Source organism: Maribacter sp. (genome assembly GCF_016744255.1).
Classification (GTDB): domain Bacteria; phylum Bacteroidota; class Bacteroidia; order Flavobacteriales; family Flavobacteriaceae; genus Maribacter_B.
The window spans coordinates 1-21,354 of record NZ_JADGES010000032.1 but is presented as its reverse complement, the minus strand read 5'-3'; the positions used below and the strand labels follow the sequence as shown (position 1 = coordinate 21,354).

Genomic DNA, 21,354 nt, shown 5'->3' with positions numbered 1-21,354 from the left:
TAAAAACCTTTCTTTTTTACGATATAATGTATATTTGCAACCCAAAAAATGGGATAAGTAATTGAGATTATGGTACATGCTAGTATAATTGAATTAATGGCTCCTGCAGGGAATTTTGAGTCTTTGCAAGCGGCAATTGATAATGGTGCAGACTCTGTATATTTTGGAGTAGAGCAGCTTAATATGAGAGCTAGAGCCAGTATTAATTTTACGCTAGAAGATTTGGCGGAAATTGCGGAACGATGTAAAGAAAAAAAAATACGTACCTACCTTACCCTTAATACCATTGTTTATGATCACGATTTATCCGTAATAAAAACGGTTTTAGATACCGCCAAAAAGGCAGATATAACTGCTGTTATTGCTATGGATCAGGCTGTTATTTCCTATGCCAGGCAAATTAGTATGGAGGTGCATATTTCTACCCAGATTAATATTACCAACATAGAAACGGTTAAGTTTTACGCTCTTTTTGCAGATACAATGGTTCTTAGTAGGGAATTAAGTTTAAGGCAGATTCAGAATATTTGTTCCCAAATAGAAAAAGAAGAAGTAAAAGGGCCTTCTGGAAGGTTAGTAGAGATAGAGGTATTTGGTCATGGTGCTTTATGTATGGCGGTTTCAGGTAAGTGTTATTTAAGCTTACATTCTCATAATTCTTCTGCGAATAGAGGAGCATGCAAACAAAATTGCCGTAAAAAATATACGGTTATTGATCAAGACAGCGGCTTTGAAATAGAATTAGATAATGAGTATATGATGTCTCCAAAAGATTTATGTACCCTAGATTTCTTAGACCAAGTGATAGATACTGGGATTAAAGTTTTAAAAATAGAAGGCAGAGGAAGAGCGCCAGAATATGTTGCAAAAGTTATTAAAACATATAGAGAAGCTATAGATGCTCATGCGGAAGGAATCTATACGCAGAAAAAAGTAAGTGTATGGATGGAGGAGTTAGAAAAAGTATATAATCGTGGTTTTTGGAGCGGTTATTATTTGGGGCAAAAATTAGGAGAATGGAGTACAGGTTCTGGTTCACATGCTACACAAAAGAAATTATATGTGGGCAAGGGAGAGCATTATTTCCCAAAACCTGGAATAGCACAGTTTAAAATTGAAGCTTTTGATATAAAAATAGGGGATCAGTTGCTAATTACAGGCCCTACCACAGGAGTTAAGGAATTAGAACTTACCGAAATGATGGTGGAAGATGTTGTTTCAGAGGTAGCGAGTAAAGGAAATAGCTGTACTATACCGACCGGTTTTAAAATTAGAGCATCAGACAAATTATACAAAATAGTTAAGGAATAATGGTAGTAGTAACACTACAACGTAAAAAATGCATTGGTTGTAATTATTGTGTAGAATTGGCCCCAGAGCAATTTCAAATGTCTAAAAAAGACGGTAAAAGTGTCTTACTTAGATCCGTAGATAAAAAGGGTTTTTTTACCTTAAAGTCTCCAGATGCAAGTATGTATCAGCCTTGTGTAGAAGCTCAAAAAGCCTGCCCTGTAAAAATTATTACCACAAAATTACTTTAGATTATTGTAGCTTTGTGCTTAATTACATCTTTTAACTTAAAAATTGGTATAGCATGCAACTGTACAATACATTAAGTGCAAAAGAAAGAGCTTCTCTTATTGAGGAAGCTGGTAAGGAACGACTTACCATTTCTTTCTACAAATATGCACACATTGGAAACACATCGATTTTCAGAAATCACTTATTTATTACTTGGAATGAACAGGATGTTCTTGGGCGAATTTATGTAGCTCACGAAGGTATAAATGCCCAACTATCTGTTCCTGCAGAAAATTTTGAAGTATTTAAAGCGCATTTAGATAGTATTTCTTTCTTAGAAAATGTACGTCTAAATATTGCTATTGAACAAGACAATAAGTCTTTCTTAAAGTTAAAAGTTAAAGTGCGTCATAAGATTGTTGCGGACGGATTGAATGATGCTAGTTTCGATGTTACCAATAAAGGAATTCATGTTGGTGCAGAAAAATTCAACGAACTTATAGAGGACCCGAATACCGTTTTGGTAGATATGCGTAATCACTACGAAAGTGAGATTGGGCATTTTAAAAATGCAATTACTCCAGACGTAGATACATTTAGAGATTCTTTAGATATTATTGAGCAAGATTTAAAGGATTCTAAAGAGGATAAGAAGCTCGTAATGTATTGCACAGGTGGAATTCGATGCGAAAAAGCAAGCGCATATTACAAGCATAAAGGGTTTAAGAATGTGTATCAATTAGAAGGAGGGATAATTGAATATACCAGACAAGTACAGAATAAAAATTTAGAAAATAAGTTTGTCGGAAAAAACTTTGTGTTTGATCACCGTAGAGGAGAACGTATATCCGAAGATGTAATTGCCAATTGCCACCAATGCGGAAATTCTTGCGATGAACACGTTAATTGTGCAAATGAGGCTTGTCATTTATTATTTATTCAATGCGAGGATTGTGCTAAAAAAATGAACAACTGTTGTTCTGATGATTGCAAAACAGTACACGAACTTCCATTTGTAGAACAAAAAAAATTACGCAAAGGCAAGACCTTGAGTAACAAAATTTTTAAAAAGGGAAGGTCTGAAGTTTTAAAATTTAAAAAATAGTATCTTTACGTTTAAGATTAATATGAACCTTTTTTGAAAAGCGATTTTCTTGCTTTTCAAATCTAGATATAAATTATGGGTTGCAGTAGTTGTTCAACCGGAAAGGACGGACAGCCAGGTGGATGTAAGAACAATGGTACTTGCGGAACGGATGGTTGTAATAAATTAACGGTTTTTGATTGGCTTTCTAACATGTCTCTTCCAAATGGGGAGAAACCTTTTGACTTTGTTGAAGTACGATTTAAAAATAGCAGAAAAGAGTTTTTTAAAAATGGAGAGAATTTAACACTCTCTATAGGAGATGTTGTTGCTACACAAGCACAATCTGGCCATGATATTGGTATGGTTACACTTACTGGTGAATTGGTGCGTGTACAGATGAAGAAGAAAAAAGTCAGTATTTCTGCTGAAGAGTCTCCAAAAATTTACCGTAAAGCTTCTCAAAAAGATATAGACATTTGGCAAAGATGTAGAGGCCGTGAAGAAGAAATTAAAAAACGTGCTCGTGAAATAGCCATCGTTCTAAAACTACAAATGAAAATTTCAGATGTAGAATTTCAAGGAGATGGTTCTAAGGCTACTTTTTATTATACAGCAGAAGAGCGGGTAGATTTTAGACAGCTCATTAAAGATATGGCAAAAGCCTTTGGTCTTCGTATAGAAATGCGCCAAATTGGTTATCGCCAAGAAGCACAGCGTTTAGGAGGTATTGGTTCTTGCGGCAGGGAGCTTTGTTGTTCTACTTGGCTAACAGACTTTAGGTCGGTCAGTACATCTGCAGCACGTTATCAGCAATTATCCTTAAATCCACAAAAATTAGCAGGACAATGTGGAAAGCTAAAATGTTGTCTTAATTATGAGTTAGATACCTATTTAGATGCTCTAAAAGGTTTCCCAGGACAGGACACAAAATTGTATACCGAAAAAGGGCTTGCTTATTGTCAGAAAACAGATATTTTTAAAGGGCTTTTATGGTTTACCTATAAAGATGAGCCTTCTAATTGGCACGTGCTTTCTAAAGAGCAGGTGACTGAGATATTAGGAAAGAACAGAAAGAAAGAGAAAGTAGCAAGTTTAGAGGAATATGCGATAGATACTACTCTCGAAGAAAAAGTTGTTTTTGAGAATGTTGTTGGGCAAGATAGCCTTACGCGCTTTGATCAGCCAAAACGTAGAAATAACAATAACAAAAACAGAAATAAAAAAAGAAGGAATAATAAAAATAGAAAACCAAAAGATGCTTAAGTCTTTTTTAATCTTAGTTACCGTTTTTTTAACGGTAGTTTCTTGTAATAATGCCATTGTAAAATCGGAATACCAAACCCTTGATGACGCTAGTTGGAATAAGAGTAATGCTCTAAAATTTAATTTTTCGGAGATAGACACGGTGCAAAAGCACGATATGTTTATTAACATAAGAAACGATCAAGATTACCCGTATAGTAATTTGTTCTTAATTACGGAACTAGGGTACCCTAATGGAGATGTTATTAAAGACACACTAGAGTTTAATATGGCCCAACCAGATGGTACTTGGTTAGGAAAAGGGCAAGGAAGTATTAAAGAGAGTAAATTGTGGTTTAGAGAAAACATCGTTTTTCCTAATTCTGGCGTATATACTTTAGAGATAACACACGCTATGCGTAAGAATGGTAGTATCCCTGGAATTGTAGATTTAGAAGGTATTACAGATGTTGGTTTTGAAATAGTAAAAAGTAAAGAGTAAATTGATGGCAAAGAAAGCTGTAAAGAAAAAAGAAACAACAAGTTTTTTGAGGTTTATAAAGTGGTTTTGGATACTGTTTATCACAGGCGTATCGACTGTTGCTTTGGTTTTTATTTTGGCGTCAAGAGGTTGGCTGGGTGAAATGCCAACGTTTGAAAGTTTGGAAAACCCCCAAACCAATTTAGCTTCGGAAGTAATTTCTGGGGATGGAGTATTGCTATCTAAGTATTATTTGGATGATAACCGAACGCCTGTAAAATATGAGGATTTAGGTAAGAATTTGGTAGATGCATTAGTTGCTACAGAGGATGCTCGTTATTATGAACATTCTGGAATAGATGCAAGGAGTTTTTTTAGAGCACTATTTGCTAAATTAACATTTAGAAATGCTGGTGGAGGAAGTACTATTTCCCAACAATTGGCGAGGCAATTATTTGTTGGAGTAAGGGTTAAAGACTGGAGAAAATATACTCAAAAAATTAGGGAATGGGTAATTGCAACAAGGCTAGAACGCAATTATACCAAAGAAGAAATCATGACTATGTATTTTAATATTTATGATTTTGGCAACAATGCAGATGGTATTCGTTCTGCAGCGAAAATTTATTTTGGTAAAGAGCCTGTACAGTTAAAGGTAGAGGAAGCTGCTATGTTAGTTGGGATGTTTAAAAATTCCTCTTTATATAACCCAAGACCGCATAGAAACCCTGAAGGAACTAAAAATAGGAGAGATGTAGTATTGGCTCAGATGGCTAAATACGATTATATAAGTCAAAAAGAAAAAGACTCTTTGCAGTCTTTGGAAATGAAATTAAATTATAACCCTGAGTCTCATAGAGATGGTTTAGCAACGTACTTTAGAATGTACTTACAAGGGTATATGAATAAATGGATAAGTAAAAATCCAAAACCAGCTTTAGATGGAGAAAGAGATAAGTGGAATATTTATTTAGACGGACTTAAAATCTACACTACCATAGATTCTCGTATGCAAGCTAATGCAGAAGATGCGGTTTCCCAGCATATGACAAAGTTACAAGCAGAATTTTTTCACCAAAATACTCCAGAAAGAAATAAAACGGCTCCTTTTTTAGGTGTAGATAAAAAGCAGATTGATCGTATTATGGAAAGAGCCATGAAGAACTCGGACCGTTGGCGACAAATGAAGAAAGAAGGAAAATCAGAAAAAATAATACGGGCTTCTTTTACGAAGAAAAAAGATATGACAGTTTTCGATTGGAAAAGTGAAACCAAAGAGAAAGATACTATTATGACTCCTTTGGATTCTATTCGCTATTACAAAACCTTTTTACGTACAGCAATGATGTCTATGGAGCCACAAACAGGGCACGTAAAAGCATGGGTTGGTGGTATAAATTATAAACATTTTCAATATGATAATGTAATACAAGGGTCAATGCAAGCAGGTTCTACTTTTAAACCTTTTGTTTATGCTGCTGCTATAGATCAATTACGCTATTCTCCTTGCGATGAACTACCAGATACACAGTATTGTATTGAAGCAGATAAACATGGGAATCCAGAGGCTTGGTGTCCTAAAAATTCCGATGGAAAATATTCAGGAAAAAATTATACGCTTAAAAAGGCACTAGCTAATTCTGTGAATACGATTACTGCACAATTAATAGATAAAGTAGGGCCAAAGTCCGTAGCAATAATTGCTAAGAATTTAGGAATAACAGCAGACATACCAGAAGTGCCGTCTATAGCATTAGGGACACCAGATGTCAATGTGTATGAAATGGTGGGAGCTTATGGTGCTTTTGTGAACCAAGGGGTTTATGTAAAACCAGTAATGGTTACACGTATTGAGGATAAAAATGGAACGGTTCTCTATGAATATGTGCCAGAGACAAAAGATGTGCTAAGTAAAGATGTAGCTTATGCTATGTTAGATTTAATGCAAGGAGTAACCCAAGGTGGTTCTGGAACTCGTTTGCGTACCACTGGCGCAAATAAGTGGAATAAAGCGTATGATGAAGTTATTACGGGATATCCATATGGCTTTAAAAACCCTATAGCTGGTAAAACTGGAACCACACAAAACCAAAGTGATGGTTGGTTTATGGGAATGGTTCCGAATTTGGTTACAGGTGTTTGGGTTGGTGGAGATGATAAACCGATTCATTTCAAAAGTATTACTTACGGACAAGGAGCCTCTATGGCGTTACCAATATGGGGTCTTTATATGAAAAAGAACTACGAAAATAAAGAGCTAGGTATTTCTGATAAGAGTTTTCCTAAGCCTAAAAACTTATCTATTAATGTAGATTGTTCTAAAATATTAAAAGAGGCTGCGGCTGATAAAGAAAATGCAGATGATTTAGAGGGTCTAGATTTCTAGACTCTTTTAGTTCCGTAATAAAAAAAGCACCTTTCTTTTATATGTAAAAGAAAGGTGCTTTTTTCATATTAAACTTGTATTTTTAGTGAGAATTATTAATAAATAGGTCTGATATTTAATCTAAATATGAAGAATCGATAATGATAAATAAAAAAGTAAATACTATTCAAGAGGCATTAAAGGGGGTTCAAGATGGCATGACATTTATGTTAGGTGGCTTTGGACTATGTGGGATTCCAGAAAATGCAATTGCCGAATTGGTAGCATTAGGGATAAAAGATATCACTTGCATATCGAACAATGCAGGAGTAGACGATTTTGGTTTGGGGTTGTTACTGCAAAAACGTCAAATTAAAAAAATGATATCCTCCTATGTCGGAGAAAATGATGAGTTCGAAAGACAAATGTTAAGTGGAGAGTTAGATGTAGAACTTACACCACAAGGAACTCTAGCAGAAAAATGCAGAGCAGCACAATCAGGATTTCCAGCATTTTATACACCAGCAGGCTATGGGACAGAAGTGGCAGAAGGGAAAGAAACCAGAGAATTTAATGGTAAAATGTATGTATTAGAAGAAGCATACAAGGCAGATTTTTCTTTTGTAAAGGCTTGGAAAGGCGATGAAGCCGGGAATCTTATTTTTAAAGGAACGGCACGTAATTTTAATCCAGCTATGTGTGGTGCAGCAAAAATAACGGTAGCGGAGGTAGAAGAGTTGGTTCCTGCAGGGACTTTAGATCCAAATGAAATTCATGTTCCTGGAATTTTCGTAAAAAGAATCTTTCAAGGGGAAAATTATGAGAAGCGTATTGAGCAAAGGACTGTTCGTAAAAAAATGTAATAATTTATGAGGTTAACTTATACTTGTAGAGTATGTAAAAAGCAAAATTATCTACCGATTAAAGAAGATACAAGGCCAAATTTACAAATGAAAGTTAACGCGGATGAAGTTCGAGTAAATTGTAATACCTGTGGAAAGGATGATAAAAGACATATAAACAGAATTACTGCAATTCCAGATAATAGGATAATTATACTTGGTGCCGTTATTGGAGTTCTTGCTACCACTATATTGATTGGCTATTTGGGTTTTACTGCTGTATTTACCTTTTCAATCCCAATATTTGTATGGAAGTATGAAAGTGAGCAAGCCCATAAATTTAATTCATTCGCGTTAAGAAGAAAATAATTGTCCAATTTTTAAATTGGCTCATATTCAAATTAAAATACATGTTAGATAAAAACGGAATAGCAAAAAGAATAGCAAAAGAAGTGCAAGATGGCTATTATGTAAACCTAGGAATAGGTATACCTACCTTGGTTGCCAATTTTGTGCAAGAAGATATAAGTGTAGAGTTCCAGAGTGAAAATGGTGTTTTAGGGATGGGGCCTTTCCCTTTTGAAGGAGAAGAAGATGCCGATATTATTAATGCAGGTAAACAAACGATTACGACCATGCCAGGAGCCTCTTTTTTTGACTCTGTAACAAGTTTTGGGATGATTAGGGGGCAACATGTAGACTTAACTATTTTAGGAGCCATGGAGGTATCTGAGGAAGGCGATATTGCCAATTGGAAAATTCCGGGTAAAATGGTTAAGGGAATGGGTGGCGCTATGGATTTAGTAGCGTCTGCCGAGAATATAATTGTTGCTATGATGCATACCAATAGGGCAGGAGCATCCAAACTCTTAAAAAAATGTAGTTTGCCATTAACAGGTGTTGGTTGTGTAAAGAAAATTGTTACCAATCTTGCTGTATTAGAAGTTACAAGCCAAGGATTTAGACTTTTAGAACGTGCTCCAGGGATTAGTGTAGAGGAGATAAAAAATGCAACGGAAGGGCATTTAATTATTGAAGGAGATATCCCAGAAATGCAAATGTAGAATAGTGTATCCTAGTTGTTTGTCGAGTAAAAAAACGTTTGGTCCTTTACACCACAAAAATTGCTGCTTTTACAACAATAATATAAATAGAATGAGCGTTATGAAGTATATTTATAGTATAAAATAGAGTAAAATCCAAATTAAATTAAAGTAAAATGGACGCCCAAATTAACAACATGCCAGCACCCAAAGAAATTCAAATATATAGGAATGATTTTTTTAGTGGTGTTGTTCACTTAATGAGAAAATTGTTTATGTTGTAGTATAGCATAACAATAAAAAAAGGACCAAACTTCTAGAAGTTTGGTCCTTTTTTAGTTTTATAAAGTAGTTATATTTAGCAAGTTTTTTTTATAGCTGCGTCCAATAGGAACTTTTTGGCCATTTATAAAAACCAAGTTTCCAGATATTTTTTCTACCTCTGAGCAATTAATAATATGTGATTTGTGTATTTGGATAAATTTTTCTCTGGGAAGTTTTAATATCCAATTTTTTAGCGAATCTAAGTACGTAAGCTTATTGGTTTTAGTAAAAATAGTAACATAATTTTTATCTGAAGAAATGTAAAGAATATCTCTCAATGAAACTTTGTGTAACGTTTTGTCAATGTTTAAAAAAAAGTCATTAGAAGAGGTTTCTCCCTTCAATGTGGAGGAAAGAGAATTATTAATTCCTTTTTTACATTTATTAACTGCTTTTAAAAAACGCTCAAAGGAGAAAGGTTTTATTAGATAATCGCAAATGTTTTCCAGTTCAAAACTTTCAACGGCATGCTCGGGGTACGCCGTTGTCATAATAATGGCAGGAGAATTAGAGATTGTTTTTATAAACTGAAGTCCAGAAATATCAGGTAAATTAATATCTAAAAAGATGCAATCTATGTCTGTATTGGCAATGGTGTTATTCGCATCTAAAGCAGATTGAAACACCTCAATTAAATGAACTTCTGGAATTTTAGAAATATAATTTAGGAGTATCCTCTGAGCGGGAATTTCATCTTCTATTATTATGCAATTCATGTTAACTGCAATTTTAGTTGTACACTATAATTTTCTGTCTCGGCAATTACCAATGCATGCTTGTCCTTGTAAAGTAAATTTAACCGTTTTTTTAAATTTGCTAAACCAATAGGAGTCCCTATATTTTTGGAGGTATGAGCAGCAATTTTGTTCGTAGCATCTAAAGTTAAGGCTCCATTTTCTGAATGAATTTTTATGGTAATAGTAGATTTTGATGCGCTATGCTTAAAAGCATTTTCTATTAAGGAAATTAACAACAAAGGTGCTATGTGGTAGTTTGTAGAGTCTATGTTTTTAAGAAAAATGATTTCTTTTATGTTTTCTGTTCGAATTTTTTGAAACGCAATGTAGTTGGTGATATAATCTAACTCTTTCTGCAAAGAAACCAGTGTAGTGTTACTTTCATAAAGTACATGCTTTAGATTATCCGATAGCATTAAAATCATTTCAGGTACTTTCTTAGGATCTTCTAAGGCAAAGGAATAAATGGTGTTTAAATTATTAAAAAGGACATGAGGGTTTATTTGAGACTTTAGGAATTGTAATTCCATCTCATTATTTTTTTCTTTAATCTCTCTTACTTCTTCTTCCTTCTCTAGATAGGAAAACAGCATCCAAATAAATGAAAAGAAGACAATAGGCACTAAGGTTTGCCACAGATAATCCGATAGGCACTTCATTATAGAGCAACCACATTGGGCAAAAAAATTACAATAGGCTTGGGTACCTAAAAATGCAATTGCAGATATAAGAATTACATATAAAAAATAATATTTCTTTTTAATAAAGAAAGGGAGTAAAATACCATTGTTAAAATATACTATGGATGCTAGAATAAAAAAATACTGTAAAAAGGGGTTTTCTGTCCAATAATAATTAGAAAAGACAAAGAGAGAAATAAATACAAATAGCACCCAGAAAAGTAGGTGAATTAGGGTTTTGGTAATGTTGTTACTTAAGAAACGCATAGATTTTAAAATAGAAATGTACTAAGAATCTAATAAAGCATAAAGTAAACGGGGATTTTAATATACCAACAGCGGTTTTGGCAATACCAAACGCATTATATTTTGTAAACAGATGTTGGTATTGTTTTTATAGTTGTTGAAAAATTATTCTTTTTAGAAGACCTAGATTAAAATAGGTTTGGATTACATATTAAATCTAAAGTTATGATAGTAGTTAGTAGGTTTTTGTTTTTGCAAATGGTCTTCTGTTTTGGGATAATTTCATGTAAAAGCCAAGAAATTAATACACTTACCATAGAGGAAAATGGGAAAGAAATTTTATTAGGTAAGATAGATGAAAAGGGATTGCAAAGCCATTCGTTTGCCAATTGGTTTACATCTCAGTTTAATACCTATACCCCAGACGCAAAGGTTATTTCTAAATTGGAGCAGCCATTAAAAGACTACGAAATAAAAATCTTTTTAGGAACATGGTGTGGTGATAGTAAAAGAGAAGTGCCAAGGTTTTATAAGATATTAGAAAGCTTAGATTTCCAAAATAAGAAAGTGGAAACTATAGCGCTAAACCATACCCGGGAAGAATATAAAAAGAGCCCTACAGGGGAGGAAAAAGGATTGAACATTATTAAAGTGCCCACCTTTATTTTTTTCAAGAATGGTAAAGAAGTAAATAGAATTGTAGAAAGTCCCGTAGAGAGCTTAGAGAAGGATATTTTGAGTATAATTAATGGGGGGTATACCCCTAATTATAGTGATAATTAAACGTTCTTTGATTTTGATTTTAGTTTTTCTATAAAAAGTAGATTTATAAATAATAGATTGAATGCATAAACAATATCTTCTATTGGAATTGTTGCAATACGAATCCCTAAATTTTCATTATTGTTATACCAAACAATGGGTTCGTCAATAAAACTGCCTGTTAAAATTCCATTGACAATAAAAAACGGAATCAAAATGATAAGAAAAGAAAGATAGAATTTTTGGATAATCTTTATTTTAAAGAAACCAACACTTAAAACAATGATAGCTAAACTAAAGTTGACCAGAGAATAAGCTTTGTCGGTATTATATACTACCGTAATGGCTAGTGTTAAAATTAGTAACACAGTAAGAGTTTGCGTTATTTTTTTGGGAATACTAGCTTTAGGAAAATAATATTCTAGGGCATAATGAATAAATATAGAAGCATAGGGAATGCATAAAAAGAACAACCATTCTTCTAGAGGAAGGTTTAAAAATTGGTATGGCAAATGGTATTTGTCATTAAAACCCCAAACACCATATAGTGTGAACAAGGAATCCCAGGTAATAAAACAAGCTCCCGTAATGCATATAGAGATAAATACAGCTTTCCAATGCCGAATAAAATTCATTTTTCTATGAAAGGAATAGAGAAGTGGAATACTTATCGAAGCTACATTTAGTAGTAGGTACAGATACATTATATCAAAGGTTTTTTAAAATAATGTAAAGGAACATATAACATGCCAAAACACTCTCCATGTTCTTTTCCTAGATGTTTGTGATGCATTTTGTGGGCTTTTCTAAGACCAGTTAAATATTTGTTTTTCGTTTTTTTAAACCATTTAAATCTTTGGTGAATTAAAACATCATGTATTAAAAAATAGGATATACCGTAGCATAAAATACCAAGTCCTATAAAAAACAGGTAGTTAAGTTCTGGAGTAACGCCGTACCAAAATAGTAGGATACTTGGAATAGCGAATATTACAAAAAACCAATCGTTTTTTTCAAAAATTCCTTGGTACTTTGGTTGGTGGTGGTCTTCATGTAAATACCATAGAAAGCCATGCATTACATATTTGTGCGTTAACCATGTTACTACCTCCATTATAGAAAATGTGGTTAGGAGTATTAGTACGTATGTAATTAAATGCATTCTACAAGATATTTAATTTAAAACGGATAAAGGACTTAGCTAATAAATTAATCTTCATAAAATCGGATACTCTTATTCTTGCATCCATTATTTTATGAGAGGGTGTAACTTCTAACTTTCGTAAAAGTTTTAAATAGTATCTATACGCAGTGTAAACCCCAAACCTAGATTCCAAAGGCAATTTTATAACACCTTTATAAGCCTCTTTAAAATCCTCCTTAATTTCTAATATTATTTTCGCTTTATCTTCAGGAGACAATTGTTTTAGATTAATATTGGGAAAGTAGGAGCGATGCAATACTTCATAATCTTCTTTAATATCTCTAAGGAAATTTACTTTTTGGAATGCCGATCCCAATCGCATGGCTGGTTCTTTTAGGGATTCGTACTTTTCCGTATTACCATTGGTAAATACTTTTAAGCACATTAGGCCAACGACATCTGCGGAACCATATATGTAAGTCTCATAATCTTCTTTGGTATTATACTCTGTCTTGTATAAATCTGCACGCATGCTTTTTAAGAAAGATTGAATTAATGTATTCTCTATATGGTATTTTTTTACGGTTTCTTGAAAAGAATGTAGAATAGGATTTAGACTAATGTTGTCTTTTAAAGCGAGATAGTAATTTTTTTCAAAGGTATTTAGTAGTTCTTCTTGGTTGTGGTCTTGGAAACTGTCTACAATTTCATCTGCTAAGCGAACAAAACCATAAATACTATAGATGGCGCTTCTAATTTTAGGAGACAACATGCGAACTGCAGATGAAAAAGAGGTGCTGTATTGTTGCGTCACTAATTTACTGCAAGAAAAAGATAATTCGGTATATAAATTTTTCATGATTGCATATTTTTTAGAATTAAATTAGCCGCTATTTTTCCGGAAATCAATGCTGGTGGTACTCCTGGCCCCGGTACGGTAAGTTGCCCTGTGAAGAATAAATTTTTAACTTTTTTACTTTTTATTTTAGGTCTTAAAAATGCGGTTTGTAATAGCGTGTTTGCTAATCCATATGCATTTCCTTTATAGGAATTGTACTGTTTTATGAAATCATTTACACAAAAAGATTCTTTAAATAGAATGTTACTTTTAATTTCTTGATTGGTTACTTTTTCTAATCTGTCTATGATTTTATTAAAGTATAATTCTCGGATTTCCATAGTGTCTTTTATGCCTGGCGCTAGTGGAATTAAAAAAGTTGCGGCTTCTTTATTTTTCGGGGCTAAAGAGCTATCTGTTTTGCTTGGAAAACTGGCGTAGAACAAAGGCTCGTCTGGCCAACTTGGGTTATCGTAAATAGTTTCTGCATGCTTCTCAAAATCACAATCAAAGAATAAAGTATGATGAGATACATTTTGCAAAGGTTTATTTAAAGCTACATAAAACAAGAGTGCAGAAGGAGCAAAGGTTTTCTTTTCCCAATAGTTCTCTGAATACTGTCGGTGTTCTTTTGGTAATAGTGTCTCTGTATGGTGATAATCTGCTCCGCTAAGAACTATTTCTGTCTCCGTAAAAATACCATTAACCGTTATTCCTTTTACTTTACTATTTTCTACTGTAATCTGTTCTACATTGGCATTAGTATGGAATTCTACACCTAAGGATTTAGCCAAAGTTACCGTGCCTTCAATGACTTTGTACATGCCTCCTTTTGGATGCCAGGTTCCAAGACCAAAATCTGCATAATTCATAAAATTATAGAAGGCAGGAGTATTACTTGGTTTTGCTCCTAGAAATAATACTGGGAATTCCAGAATTTTTATAAGCTTTTCGCTTTTAATATTTTTCCTTACCTGTTTCCGTATAGTGGATAAGAATTGGTTAGCTCTTATTATTGTTTTTGGGGTAATTAATTCGATTGGTGAGACTCCCGGTCTATATACTAGTTCTTTTATTGCTGTTTCGTAGTTCTTTTGAGCGGATTCTAGGAATTTCTTAAGATGTAAAGAACTTCTAGGCTCTTCTTCCTCGAACATCTCATAAATCTCATCTAAATTGCCCGAAATGGTTTTAGATTCTTCTTTAGAAAAATAGACTTCATAGGCAGGGTTTAGTTTGTCTAAGTGATAATAGTCTAAGGGTGTTTTATTAAAATCAGAAAAGAAACGTTCAAATACGTCGGGCATCCAATACCAAGTAGGGCCTATGTCAAATATAAAACCTTCTTTTTTTAGTTGCCGTGCCCTACCTCCGAGAGTAGGATTTTTTTCGAGTACAACGACCTTATGACCGGCTTGTGCTAAGTAACAAGAGGCAGATAAAGATGCAAAACCAGAACCTATTATATATATAGTTTTATTCATAACGTTTAACAAAAATACAAAAAAGTTAAACAAAATAGAGTGTCGAACTATAATTTTTCTAGAACACTGGTAGTATTGGGGAAAATTTTAATGTTTTTAAATGTGTTTTCAGTGTTTATTCCATGTGCTTTTCTGCCGACAACCCATAACTCGTTGGAGCTATCTTTCATTATATTAGAGACTTCGTTGAAATACGGAATAATTTTATCTTCTGCAGGCTCAACTACGAAGTAAGATATAAAACAAATAGAATTGAATACATTCTGTAGGTCTTCTAAATTTTTTAAAGGAACACTTTGTCCTAAATAAATGGAATGCAACCCTCTTAACTTAAGTTCATAATTTAAATAAAGAAGCCCTAATTCATGTATTTCATTTTCAGGAAGGTACAATACATATACTTTGTCATTATTAATAGGGTTAAAACTTATTCGCTCCGTATTAACTTGAATTTTCTGGGAAATTAAATTGGTGATAAAATGCTCATGCGCTGGAGTTAGTGTTTTGGTCTGCCATAATAAGCCAATAAATTTAAGAAGAGGAATAAAAGTGTCTTTGAATATTTCTTGAAATGTTTTTTTTACTAAAAGTTCGGCGTATACCTTGTTAAATAAATTCTGATCAAAATTGTACATGGCAATCTTAAGCGAGTTGATAGCATCATCATCTATGTTATTTTGAAGTGCAATTTCTCTTGCTTTTAGAACAATTTCTTCATTTGTGAGTGCCGCAATTTTAGATATTTTGTAGTTATTCTCGTTGAGTAGAATAACATTTAGGAGCTTTTGTAGGCTTTCTTGGTCGTAGAATCTTGAATTACCTTTGGTTCTACTTGGAGTAAATAGTGCGTATCTTTTTTCCCAAATACGGATGGTATGGGCTTTTACTCCAGAGATATTTTCTAAATCTTTTATGGAGAATTTGGTTTTAATGTTGTTCAAGGGAATGCTATTTTGTTTAGACAAATCTAACAATATTTGGATATAAGTTAATACGAAGGGTCTTTTTTTATAAAATTTTGAAGCAATATGAATATTTAGAAAAGAAAAAAGCCCTAAGCAAAATAGAATGCTTAGGGCTTTGTATTATTTAAGAAAGGAAGTTATCCTTTTATAGATGCTTTTAAAAATTCACGATTCATTCTCGCAATATTCTCTAGAGAAATTCCTTTAGGGCACTCTACTTCACAAGCACCAGTATTGGTACAGTTTCCAAAACCTTCTAAATCCATTTGAGCAACCATATTTTTAACACGGTCAGCAGCTTCTACTTGCCCTTGTGGTAAAAGAGCATATTGAGCAACTTTAGCACCTACGAATAACATTGCAGAAGAGTTTTTACAAGTAGCTACACAAGCACCACAACCAATACAAGCAGCAGCATCCATAGCTTCATCAGCAGCATGTTTAGATATTGGTAAAGCATTTGCATCTTGTGTATTACCAGAAGTGTTTACAGAGATATAACCACCAGCTTGTTGTATACGTTCAAAAGACATACGGTCAACAACTAAATCTTTAATTACAGGGAATGCTTTTGCTCTAAACGGTTCGATAGTAATAGTGTCACCATCGTTGAACATACGCATGTGTAATTGACAGGTAGTAATACCTCTATCTGGTCCATGCGCTTCTCCATTGATGTACATAGAGCACATACCACAAATTCCTTCTCGGCAATCGTGATCAAAAGCTACTGGTTCATCTCCAGAATTTACTAATTGTTCATTAAGAACATCCATCATTTCTAGGAAAGACATGTGTTCTGAGATATCGGTAACTTTATAGTCTACCATTTGACCCTTAGTTTTCGAGTCTTTTTGTCTCCAAATTTTAAGCGTTAAATTCATAGTCTTTCTTATTTGTATGAACGTTGTTTAAGTTCAATATCATTAAATTCTAACTCTTCCTTGTGTAAGACTGCATCTGCTGGTTCTCCTTTGTATTCCCAAGCAGAAACAAAAGCAAAGTCTTTATCGTTTCGTTTTGCTTCTCCTTTTTGTTCGCCATCGAGTTCTGTAGATTCTTCTCTAAAGTGTCCTCCACAGGATTCTTCTCTTACAAGAGCATCTTTAGCGAATAATTCTCCTAACTCTAAGAAATCAGCAACACGACCAGCTTTTTCTAATTCTAGATTCATTTCGCTTCCAGAACCTGGTACTTTAACTTCTTTCCAGAACTCTTCACGAATGGCTTTAATTTCTGCCATAGCTTCTTTTAGCTGTGGAGCATTACGAGACATACCCACTTTATCCCACATTACTTTTCCAAGCCTTTTGTGGAAATGATCTACAGATTTGGTTCCATTGTTATTAAGGAAGAAGTCTATTTTGTCTTGAACTTCTTTTTCTACAGCATCGAACTCAGGAGTATCTGTTGGTATTTTGCCAGTTCTAATATCATTAGATAAATAGTCACCGATAGTATAAGGTAAAACAAAATAACCATCAGCTAAACCTTGCATTAATGCTGAAGCTCCTAATCTGTTTGCTCCATGATCAGAGAAATTTGCTTCTCCAATACAGTATAAACCAGGAACCGTAGTCATTAAGTTATAATCTACCCATACACCACCCATAGTATAGTGTGTTGCAGGATATATCATCATTGGTGTTTCATACGGATTTTCAGCAATAATTTTTTCATACATCTGGAATAAATTCCCGTACTTTTCTTCAATAATTGCTTGTCCTAATTTAATAACTTCTTCTTTCGAAGGGTTTTTAATTCCTTTTAATTTTGCTTGTTCTGATCCATAACGTTGAAAAGCAGCAGCAAAGTCTAAGTATACAGCTTCGCCAGTTGCGTTTACGCCATAACCAGCATCACAACGCTCTTTAGCTGCTCTGGAAGCAACATCACGAGGAACTAAATTACCAAATGCAGGATAACGACGTTCTAGGTAGTAATCCCTATCTGCTTCTGCAATTTGTGTTGGTTTTAACTTGCCTTCTTGAATAGCTTTGGCATCTTCAATTTTTGCTGGAACCCAAATTCTACCATCGTTACGTAGAGACTCAGACATCAATGTTAATTTAGACTGATAATCTCCTGAACGTGGAATACATGTTGGGTGAATTTGTGTATAACAAGGGTTAGCAAAGAAAGCTCCCTTTTTATGTATTTTCCATGCAGCAGTTGCGTTAGATCCCATAGCATTGGTAGATAAGAAATATACATTTCCATAACCACCAGTACCAATTACTACAGCATGTGCTGAATGTCTTTCTATCTCACCAGTAATTAAATTACGAGTAATAATACCTCTTGCTTTGCCGTCTACAAGAACTACGTCTAACATTTCATGACGGTTGAACATTTCGATTTTACCACGAGCAATTTGTCTATTCATTGCAGAATAAGCACCTAATAGTAATTGTTGCCCTGTTTGTCCTTTAGCGTAAAAAGTTCTAGAAACTAATACCCCTCCAAAAGAACGGTTATCTAGTAGTCCACCATAATCACGTGCAAAAGGAACTCCTTGCGCTACACATTGATCAATAATATTGGCAGATACTTCTGCTAAACGATAAACGTTAGCTTCACGAGAACGGTAATCACCACCTTTTACAGTATCATAAAACAATCTATAGGTAGAATCACCATCTCCTTGATAATTTTTTGCTGCATTGATACCTCCTTGTGCTGCAATGGAGTGTGCGCGCCTTGGAGAATCTTGGTAAGCAAATGCTTTTACGTTATAACCTAATTCTGCTAAGGTAGCAGCAGCAGAACCTCCTGCTAAACCAGTACCAACAACGATAATATCTATATTACGTTTATTAGCAGGGTTAACTAAATCGATATGATTTTTATAATCGGTCCATTTATCTTTAATGGGGCCTTTAGGTACTTTAGAATCTAATACAGACATAGAATTGTATTATTAATGATTAAAATGATGAAAAAGAGCTATTATAATAAACATTAGCGGAATTAAGATAGCATATGCTTTTCCAAACCCTTTTAAACCTTTTGTGTATTTGTTGTTTGCTCCAAGCGATTGGAAAGCAGAATCAAAGCCATGTAGTAAGTGCAGTGCTAAGAAAATAAATCCTATACAATATAAGGCTACACGCCAAATAGGAATAAATTTATGTTGTAATTCATGAAAGTATCTAAAAGAACCGTCATGTAACCCACTCATGTCTCCAACAATATACTTTGTATTAATTTCTGGAATCCAGAAATCTAAAAAGTGTATTACTAAGAAGATCAAAATAAATAAACCGCTGTAAATCATGTTTCTACTCATCCAAGTAGAATTTGCTGCGCCATTATTTTTTGCATATTTAACAACTCTTGCAGATCTGTTTTTTATCTCAAGGATAAAGCCCATAACAAAATGAAAAACTACGCCTAGCATTAAAACAGGTTGCATTAGAAACTGAATTAAAGGGTTTGTACCCATAAAATGCGAAGCTTGGTTAAAAGCATCTTCACTAAAAAGCGATACAGCATTTAAAGCAACATGCATTATTAAGAAAAACATTAGGAAAAATGCGGAAAGTGCCATTGCGTACTTTCGGCCGATTGAAGATGTGAAAAATCCACTCATTGGTATAGAAGTTTGTTCAAATTTACTGCAGAGTTTCTTATTAACAAAAATTAACAATAGCTAAGATTGATATTTAGAATAATTATAAAGAAAAATGTTGGTATTTTACCGATATTAGACACTAAATATTAACTTAAGATTAATACCTGTCATGGATATTGGATTGTTATCTGTAAGTATGAACGTCTATTCTACCATGAGAATAGCGGAGGAAGCGGAGAATTTAGGACACTACATAGAACAGATAGATCATACTAAATGTGCTGTGAAATTGGGTGCTGAAAAACCTCAAATTTATTACAACGGCGAAGATATTACGAATGATTTTGAGGCTATTATTCCAAGGATAGGAACTAAAGTAACAAAACATGGTGCAGCTATTGTAAAGCAGTTTGAAATGAACGGCGTGTTTAGCACGGCTCGGTCTTTGAGCATTACAAGAGCAAGAAACAAGGTGAGAACACTGCAAATTATGGCTCGGAAGGGAATTCCTATTCCGGAAACTCTTTTTTCAATTAATCCAGACAACATAGAGGAACAAATAGAATTATTAGGAGGAATGCCGGTAATAATAAAATTGCAAGAAGGAACACAAGGGCTTGGGGTAATTTTAGCAGAAACTAAAAAGTCGGCAAAATCTATTATCGATACTTTTTATAAAATGGATACTAGTATTCTTATTCAGAAATATATAGAAGAATCTAATGGAGAGGATATTCGTTTGTTTGTGGTAGGCAATAGAGTTGTGGCAAGTATGAAACGTACTAGTGCTCCGGATGAATTTAGATCCAATGTACATCGTGGTGGGGGAGCAGAAAAGATAGAGCCAACAAAAATAGAATTAAATATGGCCTTAAGTGCTACAAAACACATGGGTTTGGGAGTTGCTGGGGTAGATATTATACGATCTAAAAAAGGGCCTCTTTTGATTGAGGTAAATGCATCGCCAGGTTTACAGGGTATAGAAGAATCTACTGGTGTTAATATAGCCAAGGAGATTATAAAATTCGTAGAAAAAAATGGTAGGCGAACAAGAAAATAAGGATATAATTATTGGGGGACAGAAAGTTGCCCCAGGAGAAGATAAATTACTCAAAATTAATATTGATCGTTTGCCAACAGGAACTCTAATAGATATTCCTGTTTACGTATACAACGCTAAAAAACCAGGCCCAATACTATTAGTACAAGGAGGGTTGCATGGCGATGAGATAAATGGAATAGAGATTGTTCGTAAAATGATGCAAGAACAATTGTTTAATGTTGATAAAGGTGCTGTAATTGCCGTTCCAATTTTAAACGTTTTTGGTTTTATTCACTTTTCTCGTGATGTGCCAGATGGAAAAGATGTAAATCGTAGTTTTCCAGGGTCTAAATCTGGTTCTATGGCTAGTAGAATTGCATATCACTATATTTCTGAAATTTTGTCGCAAATAGATTTAGGTATCGATTTGCATACTGGTGGTGCACAAAGACATAATTATCCGCAAATAAGGTATACAGCAGAAGATAATTTAAGTAAGGAGTTGGCTGCGATTTTTAATGCTCCTTTTATCTTTCCTTCCAAGCTTATTAAAGGTTCTTTTAGAAATGCGGCGCATAAAATCGGGAAGCCAACCGTTGTTTTTGAAGCTGGGGAAAGTATGCGTTTCGATGATTCCTCTATTTTAGAAGGAATGCAAGGCATTCTAAATGTTTTAAAACATTTGGGGATGATTAAGAGTATAGAGCCTAAGTATACAGAACGCACAACATCTATTGTTTTAACGGATAGAAAATGGCTGCGAGCACCTACTGCAGGCATGTTTATTCCTGAGATATTGAATGGTTCCGAAATTAAAAAAGGACAAATTTTAGGCATTATTACAGACGCTATAGCTCTTAAAACTAAAAATATTAAGGCTCCTTATGATGGTTTTGTGATTGCGCTAAATTTCCAAGCTGTAGTTAATCAAGGGGATGCTTTGTTTCATGTTGGGCAAAGAGAATAAGGTTAAAAAA

General features: G+C 34.0%; 22 protein-coding genes. 12 read left to right on the top strand and 10 right to left on the bottom strand.

What is annotated here, in order from left to right:
• Window positions 1-69 precede the first annotated feature (69 nt).
• The 9 genes from QZZ51_RS07500 (at window position 70) to QZZ51_RS07460 (ending at window position 8,602) form a co-directional block, all read left to right on the top strand.
• Window positions 70-1,311 (top strand): peptidase U32 family protein, encoded by a 1,242-nt coding sequence (locus QZZ51_RS07500; RefSeq protein WP_291868090.1) that lies wholly within the window; start codon window positions 70-72, stop codon window positions 1,309-1,311.
• On the top strand, window positions 1,311-1,541 hold the full coding sequence (locus tag QZZ51_RS07495) for a ferredoxin (RefSeq protein WP_291868088.1): 231 nt from the start codon (window positions 1,311-1,313) through the stop codon (window positions 1,539-1,541). The genes QZZ51_RS07500 and QZZ51_RS07495 overlap by 1 nt, the downstream gene beginning before the upstream one ends.
• A gap of 53 nt (window positions 1,542-1,594) precedes the next feature.
• Window positions 1,595-2,626, top strand: coding sequence for a rhodanese-related sulfurtransferase (locus QZZ51_RS07490; RefSeq protein ID WP_291868086.1), 1,032 nt, complete (start codon window positions 1,595-1,597; stop codon window positions 2,624-2,626).
• A 75-nt stretch (window positions 2,627-2,701) separates the two neighbouring features.
• On the top strand, window positions 2,702-3,871 hold the full coding sequence (gene ricT, locus QZZ51_RS07485) for a regulatory iron-sulfur-containing complex subunit RicT (protein ID WP_291868082.1): 1,170 nt from the start codon (window positions 2,702-2,704) through the stop codon (window positions 3,869-3,871).
• On the top strand, window positions 3,864-4,352 hold the full coding sequence (locus QZZ51_RS07480) for a gliding motility lipoprotein GldH (RefSeq protein ID WP_291868080.1): 489 nt from the start codon (window positions 3,864-3,866) through the stop codon (window positions 4,350-4,352). Before ricT ends, QZZ51_RS07480 begins: the two co-directional genes overlap by 8 nt.
• 4 nt (window positions 4,353-4,356) lie before the next feature.
• Window positions 4,357-6,717: a transglycosylase domain-containing protein gene (locus QZZ51_RS07475; RefSeq protein WP_291868077.1), complete on the top strand. Its 2,361-nt coding sequence runs from the start codon at window positions 4,357-4,359 to the stop codon at window positions 6,715-6,717.
• A gap of 140 nt (window positions 6,718-6,857) precedes the next feature.
• The gene (locus QZZ51_RS07470; protein WP_291868075.1) at window positions 6,858-7,559 is read left to right on the top strand and encodes a CoA transferase subunit A; all 702 of its coding nucleotides are present in this window, start codon (window positions 6,858-6,860) and stop codon (window positions 7,557-7,559) included.
• A gap of 87 nt (window positions 7,560-7,646) precedes the next feature.
• Window positions 7,647-7,907 carry a hypothetical protein gene (locus tag QZZ51_RS07465; protein ID WP_291868072.1) on the top strand — a complete coding sequence of 87 codons (261 nt, stop codon included), beginning with the start codon at window positions 7,647-7,649 and terminating at the stop codon, window positions 7,905-7,907.
• A gap of 41 nt (window positions 7,908-7,948) precedes the next feature.
• Entirely contained in the window at window positions 7,949-8,602 is a 654-nt protein-coding gene (locus tag QZZ51_RS07460; RefSeq protein ID WP_291868069.1) for a 3-oxoacid CoA-transferase subunit B, read from the top strand.
• A 320-nt stretch (window positions 8,603-8,922) separates the two neighbouring features.
• Here QZZ51_RS07460 and QZZ51_RS07455 read toward each other — a convergent pair whose 3' ends face one another.
• Both QZZ51_RS07455 and QZZ51_RS07450 read right to left on the bottom strand, forming a co-directional pair.
• The gene (locus tag QZZ51_RS07455; RefSeq protein ID WP_291868066.1) at window positions 8,923-9,621 is read right to left on the bottom strand and encodes a LytTR family DNA-binding domain-containing protein; all 699 of its coding nucleotides are present in this window, start codon (window positions 9,619-9,621) and stop codon (window positions 8,923-8,925) included.
• Window positions 9,618-10,301 (bottom strand): sensor histidine kinase, encoded by a 684-nt coding sequence (locus tag QZZ51_RS07450; RefSeq protein WP_291868063.1) that lies wholly within the window; start codon window positions 10,299-10,301, stop codon window positions 9,618-9,620. The genes QZZ51_RS07455 and QZZ51_RS07450 overlap by 4 nt, the downstream gene beginning before the upstream one ends.
• 492 nt (window positions 10,302-10,793) lie before the next feature.
• Between QZZ51_RS07450 and QZZ51_RS07445 the strand changes: the two genes are divergently transcribed.
• Window positions 10,794-11,351: a thioredoxin family protein gene (locus tag QZZ51_RS07445; RefSeq protein ID WP_291868059.1), complete on the top strand. Its 558-nt coding sequence runs from the start codon at window positions 10,794-10,796 to the stop codon at window positions 11,349-11,351.
• Here QZZ51_RS07445 and QZZ51_RS07440 read toward each other — a convergent pair.
• The 8 genes from QZZ51_RS07440 to QZZ51_RS07405 form a co-directional block, all read right to left on the bottom strand.
• Window positions 11,348-12,034: a lycopene cyclase domain-containing protein gene (locus tag QZZ51_RS07440; RefSeq protein ID WP_291868056.1), complete on the bottom strand. Its 687-nt coding sequence runs from the start codon at window positions 12,032-12,034 to the stop codon at window positions 11,348-11,350. The two genes, QZZ51_RS07445 and QZZ51_RS07440, sit on opposite strands and share 4 nt — an antisense overlap.
• Complete coding sequence (locus QZZ51_RS07435; protein WP_291868054.1) at window positions 12,034-12,492, bottom strand: sterol desaturase family protein; 459 nt, start codon at window positions 12,490-12,492, stop codon at window positions 12,034-12,036. The genes QZZ51_RS07440 and QZZ51_RS07435 overlap by 1 nt, the downstream gene beginning before the upstream one ends.
• Before the next feature lies 1 nt (window position 12,493).
• Entirely contained in the window at window positions 12,494-13,333 is an 840-nt protein-coding gene (locus tag QZZ51_RS07430; RefSeq protein WP_291868051.1) for a phytoene/squalene synthase family protein, read from the bottom strand.
• On the bottom strand, window positions 13,330-14,796 hold the full coding sequence (locus QZZ51_RS07425) for an oleate hydratase (protein ID WP_291868048.1): 1,467 nt from the start codon (window positions 14,794-14,796) through the stop codon (window positions 13,330-13,332). The genes QZZ51_RS07430 and QZZ51_RS07425 overlap by 4 nt, the downstream gene beginning before the upstream one ends.
• A gap of 47 nt (window positions 14,797-14,843) precedes the next feature.
• Window positions 14,844-15,737 (bottom strand): MerR family transcriptional regulator, encoded by an 894-nt coding sequence (locus QZZ51_RS07420; RefSeq protein ID WP_291868046.1) that lies wholly within the window; start codon window positions 15,735-15,737, stop codon window positions 14,844-14,846.
• Window positions 15,738-15,898: 161 nt separating this feature from the next.
• Window positions 15,899-16,645 (bottom strand): succinate dehydrogenase/fumarate reductase iron-sulfur subunit, encoded by a 747-nt coding sequence (locus QZZ51_RS07415; protein ID WP_291868043.1) that lies wholly within the window; start codon window positions 16,643-16,645, stop codon window positions 15,899-15,901.
• An 8-nt stretch (window positions 16,646-16,653) separates the two neighbouring features.
• Entirely contained in the window at window positions 16,654-18,669 is a 2,016-nt protein-coding gene (locus QZZ51_RS07410; protein ID WP_291868041.1) for a fumarate reductase/succinate dehydrogenase flavoprotein subunit, read from the bottom strand.
• Window positions 18,670-18,681: 12 nt separating this feature from the next.
• Window positions 18,682-19,353 carry a succinate dehydrogenase cytochrome b subunit gene (locus QZZ51_RS07405; protein WP_291868038.1) on the bottom strand — a complete coding sequence of 224 codons (672 nt, stop codon included), beginning with the start codon at window positions 19,351-19,353 and terminating at the stop codon, window positions 18,682-18,684.
• Between the two features lie 151 nt (window positions 19,354-19,504).
• Here QZZ51_RS07405 and QZZ51_RS07400 point away from each other — a divergent pair, with 151 nt between their 5' ends.
• Window positions 19,505-20,395 carry a RimK family alpha-L-glutamate ligase gene (locus QZZ51_RS07400; protein WP_291868036.1) on the top strand — a complete coding sequence of 297 codons (891 nt, stop codon included), beginning with the start codon at window positions 19,505-19,507 and terminating at the stop codon, window positions 20,393-20,395.
• Window positions 20,373-21,344, top strand: coding sequence for a succinylglutamate desuccinylase/aspartoacylase family protein (locus tag QZZ51_RS07395; RefSeq protein ID WP_291868034.1), 972 nt, complete (start codon window positions 20,373-20,375; stop codon window positions 21,342-21,344). Before QZZ51_RS07400 ends, QZZ51_RS07395 begins: the two co-directional genes overlap by 23 nt.
• The last annotated feature ends 10 nt before the right edge of the window (window positions 21,345-21,354 follow it).

Excerpts from the sequence above, each read along its gene's own strand:
- ricT (WP_291868082.1), top strand. The coding sequence starts at position 2,702 with ATGGGTTGCAGTAGTTGTTCAACCGGAAAGGACGGACAGCCAGGTGGA.
- QZZ51_RS07440 (WP_291868056.1), bottom strand. The coding sequence starts at position 12,034 with ATGTATCTGTACCTACTACTAAATGTAGCTTCGATAAGTATTCCACTT.
- QZZ51_RS07425 (WP_291868048.1), bottom strand. The coding sequence starts at position 14,796 with ATGAATAAAACTATATATATAATAGGTTCTGGTTTTGCATCTTTATCT.
- QZZ51_RS07405 (WP_291868038.1), bottom strand. The coding sequence starts at position 19,353 with ATGAGTGGATTTTTCACATCTTCAATCGGCCGAAAGTACGCAATGGCA.
- QZZ51_RS07490 (WP_291868086.1), top strand. The coding sequence starts at position 1,595 with ATGCAACTGTACAATACATTAAGTGCAAAAGAAAGAGCTTCTCTTATT.
- QZZ51_RS07445 (WP_291868059.1), top strand. The coding sequence starts at position 10,794 with ATGATAGTAGTTAGTAGGTTTTTGTTTTTGCAAATGGTCTTCTGTTTT.
- QZZ51_RS07430 (WP_291868051.1), bottom strand. The coding sequence starts at position 13,333 with ATGAAAAATTTATATACCGAATTATCTTTTTCTTGCAGTAAATTAGTG.
- QZZ51_RS07460 (WP_291868069.1), top strand. The coding sequence starts at position 7,949 with ATGTTAGATAAAAACGGAATAGCAAAAAGAATAGCAAAAGAAGTGCAA.
- QZZ51_RS07480 (WP_291868080.1), top strand. The coding sequence starts at position 3,864 with ATGCTTAAGTCTTTTTTAATCTTAGTTACCGTTTTTTTAACGGTAGTT.
- QZZ51_RS07435 (WP_291868054.1), bottom strand. The coding sequence starts at position 12,492 with ATGCATTTAATTACATACGTACTAATACTCCTAACCACATTTTCTATA.
- QZZ51_RS07465 (WP_291868072.1), top strand. The coding sequence starts at position 7,647 with ATGAAAGTTAACGCGGATGAAGTTCGAGTAAATTGTAATACCTGTGGA.
- QZZ51_RS07470 (WP_291868075.1), top strand. The coding sequence starts at position 6,858 with ATGATAAATAAAAAAGTAAATACTATTCAAGAGGCATTAAAGGGGGTT.
- QZZ51_RS07495 (WP_291868088.1), top strand. The coding sequence starts at position 1,311 with ATGGTAGTAGTAACACTACAACGTAAAAAATGCATTGGTTGTAATTAT.
- QZZ51_RS07475 (WP_291868077.1), top strand. The coding sequence starts at position 4,357 with ATGGCAAAGAAAGCTGTAAAGAAAAAAGAAACAACAAGTTTTTTGAGG.
- QZZ51_RS07410 (WP_291868041.1), bottom strand. The coding sequence starts at position 18,669 with ATGTCTGTATTAGATTCTAAAGTACCTAAAGGCCCCATTAAAGATAAA.
- QZZ51_RS07455 (WP_291868066.1), bottom strand. The coding sequence starts at position 9,621 with ATGAATTGCATAATAATAGAAGATGAAATTCCCGCTCAGAGGATACTC.
- QZZ51_RS07395 (WP_291868034.1), top strand. The coding sequence starts at position 20,373 with ATGGTAGGCGAACAAGAAAATAAGGATATAATTATTGGGGGACAGAAA.
- QZZ51_RS07450 (WP_291868063.1), bottom strand. The coding sequence starts at position 10,301 with ATGAAGTGCCTATCGGATTATCTGTGGCAAACCTTAGTGCCTATTGTC.
- QZZ51_RS07400 (WP_291868036.1), top strand. The coding sequence starts at position 19,505 with ATGGATATTGGATTGTTATCTGTAAGTATGAACGTCTATTCTACCATG.
- QZZ51_RS07500 (WP_291868090.1), top strand. The coding sequence starts at position 70 with ATGGTACATGCTAGTATAATTGAATTAATGGCTCCTGCAGGGAATTTT.
- QZZ51_RS07415 (WP_291868043.1), bottom strand. The coding sequence starts at position 16,645 with ATGAATTTAACGCTTAAAATTTGGAGACAAAAAGACTCGAAAACTAAG.